Source organism: Arthrobacter sp. Y3221157 (assembly GCF_059089865.1).
The window spans coordinates 1-20,834 of record NZ_JBNHFD010000069.1; the positions used below are offsets into that span (position 1 = coordinate 1).

Consider the following 20,834-nt stretch of genomic DNA (forward strand, 5'->3'; position numbering starts at 1 on the left):
GCGCGTGGCTGGGCGTGGGCCACCTGGTGGGCGGGGGAGTGCGGCGGATCGGCCACGACGTCAGCGACCTCCCCCCCGAAGAGCGGCGCGACGGCGCAGCCCTGTTCAACCTTGCCCTCGGCGTCTTCATCGCCACCTTTGCCTGGTGGGGGCTGACCGGCTGGTTCCCGGATGCCGTCCATGCCGTGGTCAACGGCACCTTCGGCTGGATGTCCCTGCTGCTCCCGCTGATGCTCTTCGCCTGCGCCTTCAGGCTCTTCCGCCAGCCCACCGACGGCCGCGGCAACAACAGGGTGGGCATTGGCTTCCTCATCATGACCTTCGCCGGCTGCGGGCTTGCCCACGTCCTGGGCGGGCAGCCGACGGTGGCGCAGGGTTTCGATGGCCTGCGCCAGGCGGGCGGCATGCTCGGTTTCCTGGCAGCCACCCCGCTGGCAGCCATCCACCTGGCCGTGCCGCTGGTCCTCTACGGGCTCCTGGCATTCGTATCGCTGCTGATCATCACCGCCACGCCTTTCACCGCCATCCCCCGGCGGCTGCGCGGTGCCTACGAGCACCTCATGGGCATCGACCTGATGGACCAGGACCAGCAGGACAAGCACGACCGCAGCTACCTTGAACGCCCGGCGCCGGCTGCGCCCAAGAAGAAGAAACGGCGCCTCTTCGGCAAGGACGAGGAGCCAGACGCCGGCCTCGACGGCTACGTGGGCGACGAAGCGTTCGAACACGCCGTGATCGACGACGACGACGATTCCCCGGCTCCGCGCCCCGCCCCCGGCGTCCGCCGGCCCACGCAGGCCGAGATCGCCGTCGAGAAAATCAAGGCCGCCCAGGGCCTGGCTGCGGCCGGCGCTGCAGCTCCCGCGGATGCCACCGAAGCCATCCCGATGATTACCCCGGGCATGGCGGCCGGTGCTGCGCCGGCACCCGCGGACGCTCCCCAGGTTCCCTCCACCCCGGTGGCGCCTGCGCCGCCACCCACCCCGATTCCACAGCGCACGGAACAGCTGTCCTTGGCCGGGGATGTGACGTACACGCTTCCGGCGTCGGACTTCCTGACACCCGGCTCCATTCCCAAGGAGCGCACGGAAGCCAATGACGCCGTCGTGGCAGCCCTCACCGACACCCTCCAGCAGTTCAACGTGGACGCCACCGTCACCGGCTTCAGCCGCGGCCCCACCGTCACCCGCTACGAGATCGAGCTGGCGCCAGGCACCAAGGTGGAGCGGGTCACCGCCTTGTCCAAGAACATCTCCTACGCAGTCGCCTCCAGCGACGTGCGGATCCTGAGCCCGATCCCCGGCAAGTCCGCCATCGGCATCGAGATCCCCAACACGGACCGTGAAACCGTCTCCCTGGGCGACGTCCTCCGCAGCCAGAACGCCCGGCGCACCGACCACCCCATGGTGATGGGCGTGGGCAAGGACGTGGAGGGCGGCTATGTGGTGGCCAACCTCGCGAAAATGCCCCACCTGCTGGTGGCGGGCGCCACCGGTGCCGGCAAGTCGTCCTTCGTGAACTCCATGATCACGTCCATTCTTATGCGGGCCACCCCGGACGAGGTCCGAATGGTGATGGTGGACCCCAAGCGCGTGGAACTGACCGCCTACGAGGGCGTACCCCACCTCATCACCCCTATCATCACCAACCCGAAGAAGGCCGCCGAGGCACTCCAATGGGTGGTGCGCGAGATGGACGCCCGCTACGACGACCTCGCCAACTACGGGTTCAAGCACATCGACGACTTCAACAAGGCCGTCCGTGCGGGCAAGGTCCTGCCGCCGCCGGACTCCAAGCGCGTCATCCGGCCCTACCCCTACCTGCTGGTGATCGTGGACGAGCTCGCGGACCTCATGATGGTGGCACCGCGGGACGTGGAAGACTCGATCGTCCGCATCACCCAGCTGGCCCGCGCCGCCGGCATCCACCTGGTCCTGGCCACCCAGCGTCCGTCCGTGGACGTGGTGACCGGCCTCATCAAGGCCAACGTGCCCTCCCGCATGGCCTTCGCAACCTCGTCCGTCACGGACTCCCGCGTGGTGCTGGACCAGCCCGGCGCGGAGAAGCTCATCGGCCAGGGCGACGCGCTGTTCCTGCCCATGGGCGCCTCCAAGGCCATGCGCGTCCAGGGCGCCTGGGTCTCCGAATCCGAGATCCACAAGGTGGTGGAACACGTCAAGACACAGCTGCAGGCCGTGTACCGCGACGACGTTGCCCCCGAGGCGGAAAAGAAGCAGATCGACGACGACATCGGAGACGACCTCGAGGTGCTGCTGCAGGCCACCGAACTCGTGGTCACCACCCAGTTCGGCTCCACGTCCATGCTTCAGCGCAAGCTCCGTGTCGGTTTCGCCAAGGCGGGCCGCCTCATGGACCTGCTGGAATCCAGGGGAGTGGTGGGCCCGTCTGAAGGCTCCAAGGCCCGCGACGTCCTGGTGAAGCCGGACGACCTCGCCGCAGTGCTGGCGGCCCTGAAGGGACAGGAGACTCCTGCCGCCGCAGACTCCCAGACTGCCGCCCTCAGTGACAACGCCAACGCAAACATCGCCCAGGGCGGCTACGCCGAGGACCTGGTGGCCGAGGACCTGGACCAGCGGAAGCAGAAGGCTGAATATTACGACGGCTCCGATACCGCGCCGGCAGGCTACGGCGATGACGACGGCGGGTCCGAAGACGCCTGGTCCCTCACCGGGCGCTAGCCGGGGAATGTAGCCTAGACAAGTGACTAGCACCGATGCAACCGCCGCCGGCCCTGGCCGTGCCGGGGTCTGGAACCTTCCCAACGTCCTGACCATGATCCGCATCGCGCTGGTGCCGTTCTTCGTCTGGTTCCTGGTCGCCGACGCGCCAGGACTCCGCAGCGAGTCCGGGCTGTGGCGCTGGGCGGCGGTGCTGGCGTTCGCCGTCGCGATCTACACAGACAAGCTCGACGGCGACATCGCCAGGAGCCGGAACCTCGTCACCGATTTCGGCAAGATCGCCGATCCCATCGCCGACAAGCTGCTCACCGGCTCGGCGCTGGTCATGCTGTCCCTCCTTGGCGAGCTGCCATGGTGGGCAACGCTCGTAATCCTGGTCCGGGAGTGGGGGATTACCGGGCTGCGGTTCTTCGTGATCCGCTACGGCGTGATCCCCGCATCGCGCGGGGGCAAGCTCAAGACCGTGGTGCAGACCGCCGCCATCTTCCTCTACCTCCTGCCGCTGGGGGCCTTCGCGCCCTGGCTGGCCTGGGTTGCTTTCGCCGTGATGATGGCGGCCGTGGCCATCACGGTCTGGACCGGCGTCGAGTATGTCGTTCAAGCGCTCCGCCTCCGGTCCCGGGGCAGGAAGCAGGCCCGCGCCAACCTTGGACAGGAAAAGCCATGACCAACCTCCATCACCTCGCGGCGCAGGCAGTCCGGCAGGCACTCGAAGAGGGGCGCACAGTAGCCACTGCGGAATCACTGACCGCAGGCATGGTGACGGCTGTCCTGGCGGATACGCCAGGTGCGTCCGGAATGCTGCAGGGGGGCGTGGTCGCCTACCAGAACTCCGTAAAGGAGTCCGTCCTCAAGGTCCCGTCCGACCTGTTGGCCCGGGCCGGTTCCGTGGACGGGGACGTGGCCCGCGCCATGGCCGAAGGTGCACGGACCGTACTGGACGCGCATGTGGGCCTTGCCACTACCGGTGTTGCGGGGCCGGACGGGCATGACGGGAAGCCGGTGGGCACGGTATACGTGGGGGTGGCCACCGCTGCCGGAACAACGGCCTTTGAATATTCGTTCGAGGGAAACCGCGCGGAAATCCGCGGACTGGCGTGTGGGGCGGCCCTCGAACGGCTCCTCGAAGCGCTGTCCGGCTGAGGCGGCCGCCTTCCAAGGCGGCCCAGTGCCATGCCATTGGAACAGGCCAAGTTACCGGACGTAAAGTTACGGGGAACAAAAGCCGGTACCGATTAGTTATTACATTGTGTCGCTTCCGAAGAGCGGAGGCGCCTAGGATGAAATGACCACGACGGTTCGCCTCAGGGCGGACCGGACCAATGAGGGAGCAAGGCGATACAGATGGTAAAGCAGCCCGTATCCGTAAACGGCGTTGTCCGCTGGAAGGATGTGGGCCTCGCCGATCAGGGTAAGAGCGAACAGAAGGAGCGCAAGATGGTTGTACTTCGTCACGAAATTGGTGATGTCCTGCGCGATGTCCGCCAGCGTCAGGGGCGTACGCTCCGTGAAGTTTCGCACAGCGCCCGTGTCTCCCTTGGATACCTCAGCGAAGTGGAGCGCGGCCAGAAGGAAGCGTCATCGGAATTGTTGTCCTCGATCTGCTCGGCACTGGACGTTCCGTTGTCCAGCATGCTCCGCGAGGTGAGCGACCGCGTTGCAGTGGCCGAAGGCGTCACCGTGCCGGACACCGTTCCGCAGGAATTCTCGCAGCGTTACGGCCGCGACCTTGAGCGCGACCTCGACACTGAACTTAACGGCGAACTTTCCGACGGTCTGCTCTCCGGCGCCCGCTAAGGGCAGCCCCACCCGTTGGTGGGCCTTGGATTGTTGTGAAGCCCCCGGCCACAGGCCGGGGGCTTCCGTCGTTCACGTGCAAACCCGTACAGGGGGTTCCGTCAGCCTTCCTGACCGGCTGCTGGGCCGGGAGCGTCCTTCGGGAAGCCGTCCCTCTCGTACATGGCGTTCAGCTTGGCCATGTACCGAGCCAGTTCCTCCAGGTCCTGGACCGGCCACTCGCCGAGCCGCTCCCGGAAGACCTGCCGCCGGGCATCCTGCACCTGGTGCATCTTCGCCTCGCCCTTCGGCGTCAGCCGGATTGATTGGGCGCGCCCGTCGAGCGGGTCCGCTTCCTTGGACACCAGGCCGATGCTCTCCAGGAACGCAATCTGCCGGCTCACCGACGGCTTTCCCACTCCGATGCTCATGGCCAGTTCAGTCAGGCGGATAGGGCCCTCGCGACGGATCACGGTCAGCAGGCCGTAGGCTGCGGGCTCCATGTCCGGGTGCACCTGCCGGGACAACTGGTTGGTGATGGCCCGGCCCCGCCGCCACAGGAGGGTGAGCTGGTGTTCAACGTTGTTCAGCGCAGCATCTGTGGTGGCGTCGGCGCCGTGGTTCGGCAGGGCGTCGGGGGAGTTGCTCATGGCAACAATTCTAAGGTCCGTCGCCGTGAGAGAATTTTCTGATGCGACTCAGTGACTACTGGCGGCTGATGGATGACGAGTTCGGCGCAGGCTACTCCCGCGTGCTGAGCAGCACCCTGGTCCTGGCGGGCGTTGGCGGCAGGACCGCTGACCAGGCACTCGCTGCCGGAATCGAACCGCGCAAGGTATGGCTGGCCGTCTGCGACGTCCAGGACGTTCCTGCCGAACGCCGGCTGGGCCGCGACATCAAGCCGCTGCGGGACTGACTGCTCAGCCTCGGTAACCGCCGGTATTTTCCCCTGACACGCCGCCAGGCTGTTCGAATACCTGTTCGGATAAAGCTATGCTTTTTCGTAACGGGTTATCCACATAGCCGCCATTACCCGGCCGGAATGTCAGTGGGTCCCCCTAGCGTCAGAGATGACCAATAAACGGCCGCGAAGGCCACCATCGAGAAAGCATTAGAGGTGTCAACCATGGCGGCAGCCCCGGATCGTGCAAAAGCGCTGGAAGCAGCGCTGGCCCAGATTGACAAGCAATTCGGCAAGGGCTCGGTCATGCGCCTGGGCGATGAAGTCCGTGCGCCCATCGAAGTGATCCCCACTGGATCCATCGCCCTGGACGTCGCCCTGGGAATCGGCGGACTGCCGCGCGGCCGCGTGATCGAGATCTACGGGCCGGAATCCTCCGGTAAGACCACCGTCGCCCTGCACGCAGTGGCCAACGCCCAGCGCGCCGGCGGCATCGCAGCCTTCATCGACGCCGAGCACGCCCTGGACCCGGACTATGCCGCGAAGCTCGGCGTGGACACCGATGCACTCTTGGTCTCCCAGCCGGACACCGGTGAGCAGGCGCTGGAGATCATGGACATGCTGGTCGGATCCGGCTCGCTGGACGTCATCGTCATCGACTCCGTGGCCGCCCTGGTGCCGCGAGCGGAAATCGAAGGCGACATGGGCGACAGCCACGTCGGCCTGCAGGCCCGGCTCATGAGCCAGGCCCTGCGTAAGATCACCGGCCGGCTGAGCCAGACCAAGACTACCGCCATCTTCATCAACCAGTTGCGCGAAAAGATCGGTGTCTTCTTCGGCTCGCCGGAAACCACCACCGGTGGTAAGGCCCTGAAGTTCTACGCCTCTGTCCGCATTGACGTACGCCGCATCCAGACCCTTAAGGAAGGCGCGGATTCGGTGGGCAACCGGACCAAGGCCAAGATCGTCAAGAACAAGATGGCCCCGCCCTTCAAGGTTGCCGAGTTCGACATCATCTACGGCCAGGGCATTTCCCGCGAGGGCGGCATCATCGACATGGGCGTGGAGCACGGCATTATCAAGAAGTCCGGCTCCTGGTTCACTTACGATGGCGACCAGTTGGGCCAGGGCATGGAGAACTCCCGCCGGTTCCTCCGTGACAACCCGGAGCTGGCAGCCGAACTTGAGCGGCTGATTAAGGAAAAGCTCGGCGTTGGCGTGAAGCCGGCGGAGGCGGAGTCCAAGGACTCCCCGAAACTGAAGGCAGTCGACGGGTTCTAGCAGTTGGCCGGATTTGAACAGGAGCGGCCACGCAGCAGCGGGGACCGCCCGCGGCGGGCCCGCCAGGCACCCCCTTCACTGGGGGAGCAGGGCGGGCCCGGCGACCCCCACGCACCCCATTTCGGCGATCCCGAGCCCGATCCAGTGTCCGTCGCACAGGCCATCGTCTACCGGCAGCTGACAGCCTCTGCCAAGAGCCGGCTTCAACTCGCACGCAAACTGGCCGAACGGAACATTCCCGAACACATCGCAGAGGCAGTACTGGACAGGTTCCAGGAAGTCCGGCTCATCGACGACGCCGAATTCGCCGATATGTGGGTCCGCAGCCGTTCCCAGTCCCGGAAACTGGCCAGGGGTGCGCTCCGGCGTGAGCTCACTGAAAAGGGCATCGACCTGGACACGGCCACCGCCGCACTGGAGCAGCTGACGGACGCCGACGAAGAGGCTGCCGCCCGATCCCTGGTGGAGCGGAAGATCCGGCCGGGAACGGACCTGACAGACCGCGCCGAACGCGACAAGGCGGTCCGTCGCCTCGCGTCCATGCTTGCCCGCAAGGGCTACCAGCCTTCCCAGGCGTTCCGGATCGTGAACGAGGTCCTCGAAGCCCGCGGAGCCCCGGACCCCGACTAGGGCCACGAAACCGTACTTGTAACAGCCGGTACCCTTAATAGGTGAGTTTGACCATTCCTTCCTCCTTTTCCGGTGCCCAGCCCTCCGAAGAGGCCGGGTCCCTGCCGCACGACGCAGCGCCCAAGGCACGCACCTACCAGGTGCGCACTTTCGGCTGCCAGATGAACGTGCACGACTCCGAGCGCATGGCGGGCATGCTCGAGGATGCAGGCTATGTTGCTGCTGACGGCGAGCAGGCGGACGTGGTGGTATTCAACACCTGTGCCGTCCGGGAAAACGCCGACAACAAGCTCTACGGCAACCTCGGGATCCTGGCGCCGGTCAAGGCCGCCAATCCCGGCATGCAGATCGCGGTGGGAGGGTGCCTGGCCCAGAAGGACCGCGAAACCATCCTGAAGAAGGCGCCCTGGGTGGACGCCGTCTTCGGAACCCACAACGTCGGCGCCCTGCCCGCGCTGCTGGACCGCGCCCGGCACAACAACGAGGCGCAGCTGGAGATCCTGGAATCCCTGGACGTGTTCCCGTCCACGCTTCCCACCAAGCGCGACTCTGTCTACTCCGGGTGGGTCTCCATCTCCGTGGGCTGCAACAACACGTGCACGTTCTGCATCGTCCCGGCGCTTCGCGGCAAGGAGAAGGACCGCCGTCCCGGGGACATCCTCGCGGAGATCCAGGCACTCGTGGACGACGGTGCCATCGAAGTCACGCTGCTGGGCCAAAACGTCAACTCCTACGGCGTGGAATTCGGTGACCGGCAGGCATTCTCCAAGCTCCTGCGCGCCTGCGGCCAGATCGAGGGCCTGGAACGCGTCCGCTTCACCAGCCCCCACCCCGCAGCTTTCACCGACGACGTGATCGATGCCATGGCGGAAACATCCAACGTCATGCCGCAGCTGCACATGCCGCTGCAGTCCGGTTCGGACAGCATCCTCCGGGCCATGAAGCGCTCGTACCGGTCCACGAAGTTCCTGGGCATCCTGGACAAGGTCCGGGAAAAGATCCCGCATGCGGCCATCTCGACGGACATCATCGTCGGATTTCCGGGCGAAACCGAGGAAGACTTCCAGGCCACCCTGGACGTCGTGGAACAATCGCGGTTCGCCACAGCCTTCACTTTCCAGTACTCCAAACGCCCCGGCACCCCGGCCGCCGACCTGCCCGACCAGCTGCCGAAGGCCGTTGTGCAGGAGCGGTTCGAACGGCTCACCGCGTTGCAGGATCGGATCGCCGCCGAGGAGAACCGCAAGCAGCTGGGCCGCCGCGTGGAAGTGATGGTCACCGCCCAGTCCGGCCGCAAGGCGGAAGAAACCCACCGGCTGTCCGGCCGGTCCCAGGACCAGCGCCTGGTGCATTTTTCCGTTCCGGACGGTGCGCCCGCACCACGCCCGGGAGACCTCGTTACGGTCACCATCACCGAGGCTGCCGCCTTCCACCTGGTCGCGGACCCCACGCCGGAGGACTACAGCCTGCGGCGCTCACGGGCCGGTGACGCCTGGGACAGGTCGCAGGCAGACTCCTGCGGCGCCCCGGCACCGGCTGCGGGCGCGGGCCGCAAGGGCGTCTCCCTGGGCATGCCCTCACTGCCGCTGCGCACTCCCTGACAGGTGGGCACTCCGCCAGTCATCGCCGTCGTCGGTCCCACCGGTTCCGGCAAATCGGACCTCGCCGTCAGCCTTGCCCTGGAGCTGGACGGCGAAGTCATCAACGCTGACGCCATGCAGTTCTACCGCGGCATGGACATCGGAACGGCAAAAATCTCCATGCCGGAGCGCAGGGGAGTCCGGCACCATCTCCTGGACATCCTGGACGTGACGCAGGAAGCGAGCGTCTCGGACTTCCAGCAGCAGGCCCGGCAGCTCATCGACGAAATCCATGCCCGCGGAAAACGGGCCATCCTGGCCGGCGGGTCCGGGCTCTACGTCCGGGCCGCGCTGGATGTCCTGGACTTTCCGGGCACCGACCCCCAGCTGAGGCAGCAGCTCGAAGCGGACCTTGCCGCCACCGGCACCGCAGCCATGCTGGCCAGGCTGCGGGCCGTGGACCCGGTCTCGGCAGGCCGGCTCTCCGATGACCGGCGCATCATCCGGGCACTGGAAGTCCACCAGCTCACCGGCCGCCCTTTCAGCTCCTTCATGCCCCGCCGCGAGTACGTCCACCCAGCCGTGCAGGTGGGCCTCGCGGTGGACCGGGACATACTCCGGGAACGCCTGGCCCTGCGGGTGCACGCCATGGTGGACAAAGGGCTGCTGGCCGAAGTCCGCCGGCTGGACGCCCAGGGCCTCCGCCACGGCAAGACAGCATCCCGCGCCCTCGGCTACTCCCAGTTCCTGCAGGTCATCGACGGTGAAGCGACCGTCGCAGAGGCCGCGGAAAGCACCATCGTGGCCACCCGCCAGTTCGCCCGCCGCCAGCTCACCTGGTTCGGGGCGGACCCCCGGATCAGCTGGCTGGACTGGCAGGACCCGCAACTGGTGGAGCGTGCCGCGGACCTCTGCCGCTGACGGGTTCCAGCCGGCGCTTCAGTGCCGGGCAGCCGGTTTCGGGCCTGCCGCGGCCGGCCGGTAACCTTGGAAGCATGGACGCAACCCTCGCAGAGACCACCGGCCCCGCCTTCCGCACGCTGGGCGGGCTGCGCTTTTCGAAGGGGCACGGCACTGGCAACGACTTTGTCCTGGTGGCCGATCCCGAGGGTGAGCACACCATCACCGCGGGCCAGGTGGCCGGCCTGTGCGACCGGCACCGCGGCATCGGCGGAGACGGCCTGATCCGCGCGGTTCCCTCCCGCCTGCTCCCCGAAGGCCGCGACCTGCTGGCCACGGTCCCTGAGGCCGAATGGTTCATGGACTACCGGAACGCCGACGGCTCCCTGTCCGAGATGTGTGGCAACGGTGTCCGTGTCTTCGTCCACTTTCTCCGGGCCGAAGGCCTGATTGACCTTCCCGACGGCGGTGCGCTGACCATCGGCACCCGCGGCGGGGCCAAGACGGTGGTCCGGACCGGGGACGAGTACGCCGTGGACATGGGCCCCTGGGAGTTCATCTTCCCCGGTAAAGCCACAGCCAAAGCCATGGATTCGCTGGTCACCGCGGACGGCCTGGAGGTCCCGCGGCCCGCGCTGTCCGTCAGCATGGGCAACCCGCACACCGTTGTGGCCCTCGCAGAACTCTCCGAACTCGCGGGGACCCGGCTCTTCACGGCACCCACCGTCGAACCCGTTCCTGCCAACGGCACCAACGTGGAGTTCGTTGTCCCGGCTGAACCGCTCGTCCACGACGGCGTTGGTTCAGTCACCATGCGCGTCCACGAGCGGGGTGTCGGCGAGACCCAGTCCTGCGGAACGGGAGCCTGTGCTGCCGCCGTCGCCATCCGCCACTGGGCCGGCGCAGAGGCTCCGGACACCTGGCGGGTCCACGTGCCAGGCGGGGTAGTAGGCGTGAAATTCTTCGCCGGACCGGCCGGCCACGAGCATGTGGAACTCAGCGGCCCGGCCGTCATCGTGGCTACCGGGACGCTTTCCTGACCTTTAGGATGCGGAAGGACTTGGACGTGGACTCGCGGGTCACGCTGAAGGAATCGTCCAGCTCCCCGGCGAGCCAGCGCTGGAGGGAATCCGAGCCCAGGTTCTTCTGAACCACCAGCCACGCAGCTCCACCGGGCGCGAGCCGCGGCAGCCACAGTTTCAGCAGCGAGTGAAGCTCGTCCTTGCCGATCCTGATAGGCGGATTCGACCAAATCGTGTCAAACCTCAGGTCCGGATCAACTGCCTCGGGCGTGCTGGCCACAACGTTCGACAGCCCGAGAGCGGCAGCATTTTCATTGGTCAGCGTGATGCAGCGTTCGTTCACGTCCACGGCGTACACATGTGCGTGCGGGGCACGCAGCGCCATGGTGAGCGCGATGGGTCCCCAGCCGCACCCGATGTCCAGCAGATTGCCAGTGGGCGCGGGCGCCGGAACCTCAGCCAGGAGGACCGCCGTCCCCTTATCGATGCCGTCAGGGCTGAAGATGCCGCTGGAAGTCTGCAGCCTACGTGTTTCGCCCGCGAGCTCTACTGTGAGGGGCTTTCTGGTGAAGGGGCCGGCGGGGGATGCGCTGAAATAGTGTGCGGACTCCATAACTGGCCAGAGTAGTTCCCCTTGCAGCGTAAAGGGAAACTGCGGACGCGGGGCCTCTGCTAGGGTGGAGGGCATGTTCCTGATCTTCGAGTAGCCGGTACGGGCACCGCCCGTCCCGCAGTCCGTCCTCCAGCGACGGCCAGTCCCACGGCGACGCAGGTTTTCATCACCTTCCGCTTGTGCACCGGACCAGACCCACAGTCTGTTCCGGCAGCCGGACAATACTCGAAAGTCAGCATCCGCTGGTCTATTCGCCGATTCTCCGGCACGTTCCCGTTCCGCCGCCTTCCGTGATGCGGCACCCGCGCCCGCGGCCGCCTTCGGCCCGCCGGCGCCCAACATCCCAGGAGAACTGCATGACCGCAGGCCGTCAGCCCAGCGCGAATACTTCCCCACAGACCAGCAATCGGCACTATTCTGGAACTGCCGAATCTTCAAAGGAGACCATGACCAGCCAGCCCAACACCGGATCCGAACCAGCCGCCCAGGACATGAGCCCTGCGGAAATCCAGGCTGTGATCGACCGGATTCTCTCCAAGGACGTACCGGCCAGGAATCTCAGCACGCCCCGCGGAGAAGAACGCGGAAACGGCAAGCCCGTGCTGGGTGCCGCACAGGCCATCTCCCGCCTGGACGAAGAGCACACCACGTTCGACGGCGACCAGCAGGACCTTGAGGAACGCCGCGCCCTACGGCGCACCGCCGGCCTCTCCACCGAACTGGAAGACGTCACCGAAGTCGAATACCGCCAGCTGCGCCTGGAGCGCGTGGTCCTGGCCGGGCTCTGGTCCGAGGGAACCCTTGCCGACGCCGAAAACTCGCTCCGCGAGCTCGCGGCACTTGCCGAGACAGCAGGTTCAGAGGTGCTGGACGGCCTGGTGCAGCGCCGGGACAAGCCGGATCCCGGCACGTTCCTGGGCTCCGGAAAGGCCCAGGAACTCAAGGACATTGTGATGTCCACCGGCGCGGATACCGTGATCGTCGACGCCGAACTTGCCCCGTCCCAGCGGCGCGGGCTTGAAGACATCGTCAAGGTCAAGGTCATCGACCGCACTGCCCTGATCCTGGACATCTTCGCCCAGCACGCCAAGAGCCGGGAAGGCAAGGCGCAGGTTGAGCTCGCGCAGCTCGAGTACCTGCTTCCCCGCCTCCGCGGCTGGGGTGAGTCGATGTCCCGCCAGGCCGGTGGCCAGGTGGGCGGTGCGGCGGCCGGCATGGGCTCCCGCGGCCCCGGCGAGACGAAGATCGAACTGGACCGCCGGCGGATCCGCACCCGCATGGCCAAGCTGCGGCGCGAAATCGCCGCGATGAAGCCGGCCCGCGAAACCAAGCGCGCCAACCGCCGTCGTAATGCCGTTCCCTCCGTGGCGATCGCCGGTTACACCAACGCCGGGAAGTCTTCCCTGCTGAACCGCCTGACGGACGCGGGCGTGCTGGTCGAAAACGCCCTGTTCGCCACGCTGGACCCCACGGTGCGCAAGGCAGAAACGGCGGACGGTCTGGGGTACACCCTGGCGGATACGGTCGGTTTTGTCCGGTCCCTGCCCACCCAACTGGTGGAGGCCTTCCGTTCCACGCTGGAGGAAGTGGCTGACGCCGACCTCATCCTGCACGTAGTGGACGCCTCGCACCCGGATCCCGAAGGCCAGATTGCTGCCGTCCGCAAGGTCTTCAGCGAGGTGGATGCGCGCAAGATCCCGGAGATCATCGTGCTGAACAAGGCCGACGCAGCGGACCCCTTCGTGGTGGAGCGGCTTAAGCAGCGCGAGCCGCGCCATGTGGTGGTTTCGGCGCGTACCGGTGAGGGGATCGCGGAACTGCTCCGCGTAATCAGCGAATCCATCCCGCGGCCCAGCGTCAAGATGGAACTGCTCCTTCCCTACAACCGCGGCGACCTGCTCAGCAAACTGCACGACTCCGACGCTGAAATCATCAGCCTGGACCACGTCGAGGCAGGTACCCGGGCCGTCGTCATGGTCCGGGAAGGTTTGGCGGCCGAACTGGAACCCTTCGTCGCGGATGACTGACCTCGTGGCCGGCGAAGCCACGGACACGGCCGGCGGGCAGTTCGCCATCGAGCTGCTCGACCGGGCCGTTGCCGCCATGGGCGGGCAGAGCCGCACCGGGCAGCACGAAATGGCCAGGCAGGTGGCGCGCGCCATCGAAACGGGGAACCACCTGCTGGTACAGGCGGGAACCGGCACCGGCAAGTCCCTCGCGTACCTGGTTCCGCTGATTGCCCACGCCCTTGAAAGCAACAAGCCTGCCCTGGTTTCCACCGCCACGCTGGCACTGCAGACACAGATCGTGGGCCGGGACCTGCCCCGCCTCCTCAAGGCGATCACTCCTGCCCTGGACCGGCCGGTGAAGGTGGCACTGGTCAAGGGCCGTTCCAACTACGTCTGCCGGCACAAGCTCGAAGGCGGGTTCCCGTCGGAGGAGCCCGCCGAGGGGCAGTTGTTTTCGCTGGGGGAGGACACCAGTGTTCCCCATTTTGCCGCAACGGTCGGCGGTCCCGCCTCGCAGCTTGGCAAGGAGGTAGTGCGGCTGCGCGAGTGGGCGGAGAAGACCGCCACTGGCGACCGCGACGAACTCCTTCCCGGCGTGACCGACCGCGCCTGGCGGCAGGTCTCGGTGACCTCGATGGAATGCCTGGGTTCACAGAAGTGCCCCCTGGCTGCGGAATGCTTCAGCGAGCTGGCACGCCAGGACGCGGCAGAGGCCGACGTCGTGGTCACCAACCACGCCATGCTGGCTGTCAGCGCCTTCGAAGGGCTGGCCGTCCTGCCAGAGTATGACGTTGTGGTGGTGGACGAGGCCCACGAGCTGCAGGACCGGGTCACGGGAGCCGTCACCGGCCAGCTCTCCGTGGCCATGGTCCACGCCGCCGCCTCCAGCGCGCGGAAGCACACGGCCATCACTGTGGACGCCCTCAACGCCGCCGCCGCCAACCTCGAACTGGCCCTCGCGGGCGCGCCGAACGGGCTGCTGCCCAACGGCCTGAACGACGAACAGCTGGACTGCATCGACCAGCTGCGTGAGGCCTGCCGCGCGGCGCTGTCCGATTCCAAGGGGGACAGCAGTACGACGCCCGACGGCGGGAGGCAGCTTGCGCGGTCCCGCCTGATGCTCATCCTGGAATTGTGCGAGCGGCTGCTTGCGGCCCGGGACAACAGGGAAGTGGTGTGGTTCTCGCGTGCCAGTTCCTTCGACCCCGGCCAGGGGTATTCGCAGCCTGACGAGTCCGCGCCCGTGCTGGTCAACATCGCGCCGCTGTCCGTGGCAGGCCGGCTGCGGGAGGGCCTCTTTGCCGATCACACCGTGATCCTGACATCCGCCACCCTGGCCATCGGATCAGCGTTCGAGCCCGCCGCCGGGGGTCTCGGCCTGGTGGGAGACGGCGCCCCCAGCTGGACCGGCGTGGACGTGGGCTCGCCCTTCGACTACCCGAAGCAGGGCATCCTGTACGTTGCCGGCCACCTGCCCAAACCGGGCCGGGGCGCATCGCCGGAATCGCTGGCCGAACTGGAGGCGCTCATCCGCGCATCCGGCGGTGGGGCGCTCTGCCTGTTCTCCTCACGGCGCGCCGCCGAGGAAGCAGCTGAGGCGCTTCGCCCCAAGCTCGGTGTGACCGTCCTTTGCCAGGGCGATTCCACCATGACGGCCCTGGTCAAGCAATTCGCCGACGAACCGGACACGTGCCTGTTCGGAACCATGTCCCTGTGGCAAGGAGTAGACGTCCCCGGCGGATCGTGCCGGCTGGTGGTCATCGACCGCATCCCGTTCCCGCGACCCGACGATCCCCTCATGACGGCGCGGTCCCGTGCGGTGGCGCAGGCAGGCGGCAACGGGTTCATGTCGGTGTCCGCCACCCATGCCGCCATCCGGTTGGCCCAGGGGGCGGGCCGCCTGATCCGGTCCACCGGCGACAAGGGAGTGGTGGCGGTGCTGGATTCACGCCTTGCCACCGAGCGCTACGCCGGGTTCCTGCGGGGGGCGCTGCCCCCGTTCTGGGCCACGACGGACCGGAAGACAGCGATCGCAGCCCTTGAGCGGCTTGCCGCGGAGGCCCACTGAAAGACGGCACCCTCCCAAACCGGGAAGGTGCCGTCTTTTTCGAACTATGGAGTTGTTGGTCCTGCTCTCCCTAGAGCGAGCGCAGGACGGAGACCACTTTGCCCATGATGGTGGCGTGGTCGCCAAGAATCGGTTCGTACTGGGTGTTCTGCGGGAGCAGCCAGGTATGGCCGTCACGCTGGCGGAAGGTCTTTACCGTGGCCTCATCGTCCAGGAGCGCCGCCACGATATCGCCATTGGCGGCATCCGCCTGGCGCCGCACCACCACCCAGTCACCGTCGCAGATGGCGGCGTCCACCATGGAATCGCCCGCCACCCGAAGCATGAACAGCTCGCCCTGTCCCACCAGCTGGCGGGGGAGCGGCATGACGTCCTCCACCAGTTGGTCGGCCAGGATGGGACCGCCAGCGGCGATCCGCCCGACCAGTGGCACCATGGCGGTGTCCACTGCGGTGGGCAGCTCCGTTACTGTGGCACCCGCATCCTGGGGCAGTGAAACCGAAGGACCGCCGGTCTTTGCGGGTCCGCCGTCCAGCGTGAGAGGCGTGAGTACCTCCATGGCCCGGGGCCGCTTCGGATCCCGCCGGAGGTAGCCCAGCTTCTCCAGTTGTGAGAGCTGGTGGGTGACGCTGGACAGGCTGGCCAGACCCACAGTGTCGCCAATCTCGCGCATCGAGGGCGGGTAGCCGTTCTCATTGACCGAGCGCTGGATGGTTTCCAGAATTTTCTTCTGCCGCGGCGTGAGCCCCTTCGCGGCCCTTTTCGGCTGCGAGGCTGCCCTGCCCCCGGTGGCTGCTGCTGCCATATTCGCCAATGCCTTTCGGTTGCCACCGGGCTTTCCAAGGCTCCGGACTGGGTGACTTGCCCTTTTGTCAGACCCTGCTGATCAACTTCAAGGGTGATTGTTTCCTGTTTCAAAGCTAGGCCAGCCACATTGCTTTTTCAAACATTTGTTCTAGCGAGTCTCGACATTATTCGTTGATAGGTGCTAAAACTGGAGAGGCAAAAGTTCGAATATGTGTTCTAGTCAAGTGCGCAGTATTCGAAAGACGTTCGAATACCGAAGCCGGAATGTCAGTGGTGCCGGGCGTGCTGGAGCCTGTACAGCAGAGAGGTGCCAGTCCCGGCCCCCCGGGGCGGTAAACGCACCAAGGCATTAGAGGCACTAACGGCACTACAGGCAACACAGCACGGTTGTTCCCAGGCAGCACAGTATGGTCCAGGAGGGCTCAGACATGTCAGCTATATCCGCTTCGCAGGCCAACGCTCCGCGGGTCCCTGCCCGGCAGGCTTTGCAGCACGCCACGCCCGGAACCCCGGGGGGCCCGGCGACCCTGCCTCCCCTTCGCCTGACCCGGCGGGGAAAGATCGTCCTGATCGGTATCCCGCTCGTGCTGCTGGCGGCACTGCTGCTGTTCCTGGCAGGGTTCTTCAACTCCCCGGCCAAGGCCTCCGACACTGCTGAAGACCTCACGGTGACCCCCACGGTGACCGTGACAGTCCAGTCCGGACAGTCGTTGTGGTCCATCGCTGGAACTGTCGCCCCCGACCGTGATGCCCGGGATGTGGTTGCTGACATCGTCCAGCTGAACAACCTCCCTGCAGGGGCGGTCCTGCCCGGCCAGCAGTTGTACGTTCCCACCAGCTGAGGCAGCATCCGCCCCAACACGCGCCGGGTGCGGCCTTGCCGCAGGCCGCACGCCCGGCGCGAACCCCGGCTGTCACATTTTCCGGTCTATGGGACGGCCACTAAACTGTTCAGGTGAATGACCAGCTAGAGCGTCTGAACCGGCTTCCCCTCCGCAGCAACCTCCGCGGGCTGACCCCCTACGGGGCGCCCCAGCTGGATGTCCCCATCCTCCTCAACGTCAACGAAAACTCGCACGGCGTTCCGGCCGACGTGCGGGCTGCCATCACCGCAGCCGTGGCCGAGGCCGCCACCAGCCTTAACCGGTATCCGGACAGGGAGTTCACCGAGCTCCGCCGGGCGCTGGCAGAGTACCTGGGCCACGGACTGGACGAGTCCAACCTGTGGGCCGCCAACGGTTCCAATGAAGTGCTCCAGCAGATCCTCCAGGCTTTCGGCGGTCCTGGCCGCACGGCGCTTGGCTTCCCGCCCACATATTCCATGTATCCGCTGCTGGCCAGCGGAACGGATACCGAATACATCAAGGGCGAACGCGCTGACGATTACGGGCTGAGCGCCGAATCCGCGGCCCGCCAGGTGAAGGAACTCCAGCCCAACATCGTCTTCCTCTGCTCACCCAACAACCCCACCGGCACCGGTCTCGGGCTGGATGTGGTGGAAGCCGTTTACGAGGCCGGAGCAGCAAGCCAAACCATCGTCATTGTGGACGAGGCCTACCACGAGTTCGCCCACGACGGCACCCCCAGCGCATTGACCCTCCTGCCCGGACGGGAGCGGCTTATCGTTTCCCGCACCATGAGCAAGGCGTTTGCCCTCGCGGGTGCACGCCTCGGCTACATGGCGGCAGCCCCCGAAGTCACGGATGCCCTGCGCCTGGTCCGCCTGCCTTACCACCTGTCCGCCGTCACGCAGGCAACAGCCCTGGCGGCCCTGCAGCACCGCGAAGCCCTCATGGCCGACGTCGAAGACATCAAGAAGCAGCGCGACCGCATCGTCACCGAACTGACACGGCTGGGACTCAAGCCCGCAGCCTCGGACTCCAACTTCGTCTTCTTCGGCGGCCTGGAGAACCCCCGCCAGGTCTGGCAGGAACTGCTGGACGCGGGCGTGCTGATCCGCGACGTCGGGATCCCCGGCCACCTCCGCGTGACGGCAGGAACTGAGACCGAAACCACAGCATTCCTCACCGCCCTGGAAAGCATCCTTGCCAGCCAGGCCGCGCTTCCCGCCTAGACTTGAAGTACCGGCGCTGGACGCCGTGCCACACTCCTTCTCCCGCAAAAAGGACACCTGACCATGAGTTCCACCGGATCGAACACGGCCGCGGCCCGGACCGCGCGCATGGAGCGCGCCACCAGTGAGTCGTCCGTGCTCGTGGAGATAAACCTCGACGGTACCGGCGTCTCGGACATCGACACGTCCGTGCCCTTCTACGACCACATGCTCACGGCGCTCTGCAAGCACTCGCTCATCGACATGACGGTCAAGGCCACCGGGGACATCCACATCGACGTCCACCACACCGTGGAGGACGTCGCCATCACGTTCGGTGAGGTGCTGCGCACCGCGCTGGGGAACAAGGCGGGGATCCGCCGGTTCGGCGAAGCCACCGTTCCCCTTGACGAGGCACTGGCCCACGCCGTCGTGGACGTGTCAGGCCGGCCCTACCTTGTGCACGGCGGCGAGCCTGCGGGCCAGGAGTACCACCTGATCGGCGGCCACTTCACTGGCTCCCTGACCCGCCACGTCTTCGAGGCCATCACCCTGCACGCCGGCATCTGCCTGCACATGAACGTCATCGCCGGCCGCGACCCGCACCACATCGTGGAGGCCCAGTTCAAGGCGTTTGCGCGCGCCCTGCGCGCAGCCGTGGAACCGGACCCCCGGGTGGAAGGCATCCCCTCCACCAAGGGCGCCCTGTGAGCGGCCAGGTCCTGAAGGACGGCGCAATTATCGATCCGTCCGCCAGCCGGAAGCTGCCTTCCCCTGAAGGAAAGCCCACCGTCACGGTGCTGGACTACGGTTCGGGGAACGTCCGCTCGGCCGTGCGTGCTTTGGAACGGGCCGGCGCCGAGGTAGTGCTCAGCGCCAAGCCCGAGGACGTCCTGAACGCTGACGGCCTGGTGGTCCCCGGCGTCGGCGCCTTCGAAACCGTCATGCGCGAACTGAAGGCCGTCGACGGCATCCGCCTCATCGGACGACGGGTTGCCGGGGGCAAGCCCGTCCTCGGTATCTGCGTCGGCCTCCAGGTGCTCTTCGAGGCAGGCGTGGAACACGGCACGGAGGCAGAAGGCATCGGGGAGTGGCCCGGCAAGGTGGAACTCCTGCCCGCTGATGTGGTGCCGCACATGGGCTGGAACACCGTCAAGGTACCGGAAGGCTCGAAGCTCTTTGCGGGCGTCGAGAACGAACGCTTCTACTTCGTGCATTCCTACGGTGTGCAGGAATGGAACTTCGACGTCATCCAGCCGCGCATGGCGCCGCCCCTGGTCACCTGGTCCGAGCATGGTGCCCCGTTCATCGCCGCCGTCGAAAACGGGCCGCTTTGCGCCACGCAGTTCCACCCCGAGAAGTCGGGGGATGCCGGCGCGCGCCTGCTGCGGAACTGGGTGGAGGCCCTGCACCGGCCCGCGGCCCAGCCTGCCTCCGGCAGCCAGTCGGACCCGGCCGGCGGTCCTGCCTAGATGTGGTCCATTGTCCTGATGGGGCTGGCCGGCCTGCTGGTAGGCGGAGCCCTGTCCTTCCGGCAGCAGCACAAGCCGCTGTGGACACAGATATCGTTCTACGTCCTGGCGGGCATGTCCCTGCTGGCCGCCTACCTGCTGACGCTGCCGGCAACCTGAACGCGCCCCGCCAACCCCCGCACCCAACCCTGAGGAAGAACATGACCACCGCAAACGATCTGCCGGTCCTTGAACTGCTGCCCGCCGTTGACGTCGTGAACGGGCAGGCCGTCCGGCTGGTCCAGGGGGAAGCGGGCAGCGAGACGAGTTACGGCACACCTCTGGAGGCCGCCACCAACTGGCAGCAGCAGGGTGCCGAATGGGTGCACCTGGTGGACCTGGACGCGGCCTTTGGTCGGGGGTCCAACGCCGAGCTGCTGCGGGAAGTGGTAGGCCGGCTGGACATCAAGGTGGAACTCTCCGGCGGCCTGCGCGACGACGAATCGCTTGAGGCCGCCCTTGGCCTCGGCGTAGCCCGCGTCAACCTCGGCACCGCCGCGCTGGAAAACCCTGAGTGGACCCGGCGGGTCATCGAGCGCTTCGGCGACAAAATCGCCGTCGGCCTCGATGTCCGCGGAACCACCCTCGCAGGGCGTGGCTGGACCAAGGAAGGCGGAGACCTCTGGGAGGTCCTGGACCGGCTCGAGGACGCCGGTTGCGCAAGGTACGTCGTCACGGACGTCACCAAGGACGGAACGCTGCAGGGTCCCAACGTCGAACTGCTGCGCCAGATGGTTGAGAAGACGGGGAAGCCCGTGGTGGCCTCCGGCGGCATCTCCAGCCTGGACGACCTGAAGGTGCTGCGCTCCCTGGTTCCCCTCGGCGTCGAAGGCGCCATTGTGGGCAAGGCACTCTACGCGGGCGCCTTCACGCTGCCCGAAGCCCTCGACGTCGCCGGCCGCCGCTAGGCCGCGGACAGCACGGAAGCAACCGTATGGCCAGCGAACCAGGGACACCCCCGCCACGCCAACTGCCCGGGCACAT

At 66.7% G+C, this 20,834-nt stretch carries 21 protein-coding genes; 18 read left to right on the top strand and 3 right to left on the bottom strand.

What is annotated here, in order from left to right:
* The 4 genes from AC5RTT_RS15245 to AC5RTT_RS15260 form a co-directional block, all read left to right on the top strand.
* Positions 1-2,699: FtsK/SpoIIIE family DNA translocase (locus AC5RTT_RS15245; protein ID WP_494145911.1), on the top strand; the 2,699-nt coding region annotated here is incomplete at its 5' end.
* Positions 2,700-2,721: 22 nt separating this feature from the next.
* The gene (gene pgsA, locus AC5RTT_RS15250) at positions 2,722-3,366 is read left to right on the top strand and encodes a CDP-diacylglycerol--glycerol-3-phosphate 3-phosphatidyltransferase (protein ID WP_494145912.1); all 645 of its coding nucleotides are present in this window, start codon (positions 2,722-2,724) and stop codon (positions 3,364-3,366) included.
* Positions 3,363-3,842 (top strand): CinA family protein, encoded by a 480-nt coding sequence (locus AC5RTT_RS15255; protein ID WP_494145913.1) that lies wholly within the window; start codon positions 3,363-3,365, stop codon positions 3,840-3,842. The genes pgsA and AC5RTT_RS15255 overlap by 4 nt, the downstream gene beginning before the upstream one ends.
* Before the next feature lie 201 nt (positions 3,843-4,043).
* Positions 4,044-4,496: a helix-turn-helix domain-containing protein gene (locus AC5RTT_RS15260; protein ID WP_494010421.1), complete on the top strand. Its 453-nt coding sequence runs from the start codon at positions 4,044-4,046 to the stop codon at positions 4,494-4,496.
* 101 nt (positions 4,497-4,597) lie between these two features.
* On the opposite strand, the gene AC5RTT_RS15265 is transcribed toward AC5RTT_RS15260, so the two are convergent.
* Positions 4,598-5,125: a MarR family winged helix-turn-helix transcriptional regulator gene (locus tag AC5RTT_RS15265; RefSeq protein ID WP_494145914.1), complete on the bottom strand. Its 528-nt coding sequence runs from the start codon at positions 5,123-5,125 to the stop codon at positions 4,598-4,600.
* 41 nt (positions 5,126-5,166) lie between these two features.
* On the opposite strand from AC5RTT_RS15265, the gene AC5RTT_RS15270 reads away from it, so the two are divergent.
* The 6 genes from AC5RTT_RS15270 (at position 5,167) to dapF (ending at position 10,807) form a co-directional block, all read left to right on the top strand.
* The gene (locus AC5RTT_RS15270) at positions 5,167-5,391 is read left to right on the top strand and encodes a DUF3046 domain-containing protein (protein WP_009358653.1); all 225 of its coding nucleotides are present in this window, start codon (positions 5,167-5,169) and stop codon (positions 5,389-5,391) included.
* Positions 5,392-5,601: 210 nt separating this feature from the next.
* Positions 5,602-6,657 carry a recombinase RecA gene (gene recA / locus AC5RTT_RS15275; protein ID WP_494051578.1) on the top strand — a complete coding sequence of 352 codons (1,056 nt, stop codon included), beginning with the start codon at positions 5,602-5,604 and terminating at the stop codon, positions 6,655-6,657.
* Between the two features lie 78 nt (positions 6,658-6,735).
* Complete coding sequence (locus AC5RTT_RS15280) at positions 6,736-7,287, top strand: regulatory protein RecX (RefSeq protein WP_494145923.1); 552 nt, start codon at positions 6,736-6,738, stop codon at positions 7,285-7,287.
* A 41-nt stretch (positions 7,288-7,328) separates the two neighbouring features.
* Positions 7,329-8,888 carry a tRNA (N6-isopentenyl adenosine(37)-C2)-methylthiotransferase MiaB gene (gene miaB, locus AC5RTT_RS15285; RefSeq protein ID WP_494145915.1) on the top strand — a complete coding sequence of 520 codons (1,560 nt, stop codon included), beginning with the start codon at positions 7,329-7,331 and terminating at the stop codon, positions 8,886-8,888.
* A 3-nt stretch (positions 8,889-8,891) separates the two neighbouring features.
* Entirely contained in the window at positions 8,892-9,788 is an 897-nt protein-coding gene (gene miaA, locus AC5RTT_RS15290) for a tRNA (adenosine(37)-N6)-dimethylallyltransferase MiaA (RefSeq protein WP_494145916.1), read from the top strand.
* Between the two features lie 74 nt (positions 9,789-9,862).
* The gene (gene dapF, locus AC5RTT_RS15295; protein WP_494145917.1) at positions 9,863-10,807 is read left to right on the top strand and encodes a diaminopimelate epimerase; all 945 of its coding nucleotides are present in this window, start codon (positions 9,863-9,865) and stop codon (positions 10,805-10,807) included.
* On the opposite strand, the gene AC5RTT_RS15300 is transcribed toward dapF, so the two are convergent.
* Positions 10,788-11,402 (bottom strand): class I SAM-dependent methyltransferase, encoded by a 615-nt coding sequence (locus tag AC5RTT_RS15300; RefSeq protein WP_494145918.1) that lies wholly within the window; start codon positions 11,400-11,402, stop codon positions 10,788-10,790. The two genes, dapF and AC5RTT_RS15300, sit on opposite strands and share 20 nt — an antisense overlap.
* Positions 11,403-11,848: 446 nt before the next feature.
* On the opposite strand from AC5RTT_RS15300, the gene hflX reads away from it, so the two are divergent.
* Together hflX and AC5RTT_RS15310 are read left to right on the top strand one after the other, a co-directional pair.
* A complete protein-coding gene (hflX, locus tag AC5RTT_RS15305; protein ID WP_494145919.1) occupies positions 11,849-13,429 on the top strand; it encodes a GTPase HflX in 1,581 nt (526 codons plus the stop codon).
* Positions 13,422-15,479: an ATP-dependent DNA helicase gene (locus tag AC5RTT_RS15310; protein WP_494145920.1), complete on the top strand. Its 2,058-nt coding sequence runs from the start codon at positions 13,422-13,424 to the stop codon at positions 15,477-15,479. Before hflX ends, AC5RTT_RS15310 begins: the two co-directional genes overlap by 8 nt.
* Before the next feature lie 70 nt (positions 15,480-15,549).
* Here the strand turns inward: AC5RTT_RS15310 and lexA are convergent, their stop codons facing one another.
* A complete protein-coding gene (gene lexA / locus AC5RTT_RS15315) occupies positions 15,550-16,284 on the bottom strand; it encodes a transcriptional repressor LexA (RefSeq protein ID WP_494051585.1) in 735 nt (244 codons plus the stop codon).
* 430 nt (positions 16,285-16,714) lie between these two features.
* Between lexA and AC5RTT_RS15320 the strand changes: the two genes are divergently transcribed.
* The 6 genes from AC5RTT_RS15320 (at position 16,715) to priA (ending at position 20,758) form a co-directional block, all read left to right on the top strand.
* Positions 16,715-17,128: a LysM peptidoglycan-binding domain-containing protein gene (locus AC5RTT_RS15320; RefSeq protein ID WP_494145921.1), complete on the top strand. Its 414-nt coding sequence runs from the start codon at positions 16,715-16,717 to the stop codon at positions 17,126-17,128.
* Positions 17,129-17,241: 113 nt separating this feature from the next.
* Positions 17,242-18,360, top strand: coding sequence for a histidinol-phosphate transaminase (locus AC5RTT_RS15325; protein WP_494145922.1), 1,119 nt, complete (start codon positions 17,242-17,244; stop codon positions 18,358-18,360).
* 63 nt (positions 18,361-18,423) lie between these two features.
* Positions 18,424-19,050: an imidazoleglycerol-phosphate dehydratase HisB gene (gene hisB / locus AC5RTT_RS15330; protein ID WP_133349866.1), complete on the top strand. Its 627-nt coding sequence runs from the start codon at positions 18,424-18,426 to the stop codon at positions 19,048-19,050.
* The gene (hisH, locus tag AC5RTT_RS15335) at positions 19,047-19,811 is read left to right on the top strand and encodes an imidazole glycerol phosphate synthase subunit HisH (protein WP_494123991.1); all 765 of its coding nucleotides are present in this window, start codon (positions 19,047-19,049) and stop codon (positions 19,809-19,811) included. The genes hisB and hisH overlap by 4 nt, the downstream gene beginning before the upstream one ends.
* Positions 19,812-19,970, top strand: coding sequence for a hypothetical protein (locus AC5RTT_RS15340; RefSeq protein ID WP_494010407.1), 159 nt, complete (start codon positions 19,812-19,814; stop codon positions 19,968-19,970). It begins immediately after the preceding gene.
* A 41-nt stretch (positions 19,971-20,011) separates the two neighbouring features.
* Positions 20,012-20,758 (top strand): bifunctional 1-(5-phosphoribosyl)-5-((5-phosphoribosylamino)methylideneamino)imidazole-4-carboxamide isomerase/phosphoribosylanthranilate isomerase PriA, encoded by a 747-nt coding sequence (priA, locus tag AC5RTT_RS15345; RefSeq protein ID WP_494051589.1) that lies wholly within the window; start codon positions 20,012-20,014, stop codon positions 20,756-20,758.
* The last annotated feature ends 76 nt before the right edge of the window (positions 20,759-20,834 follow it).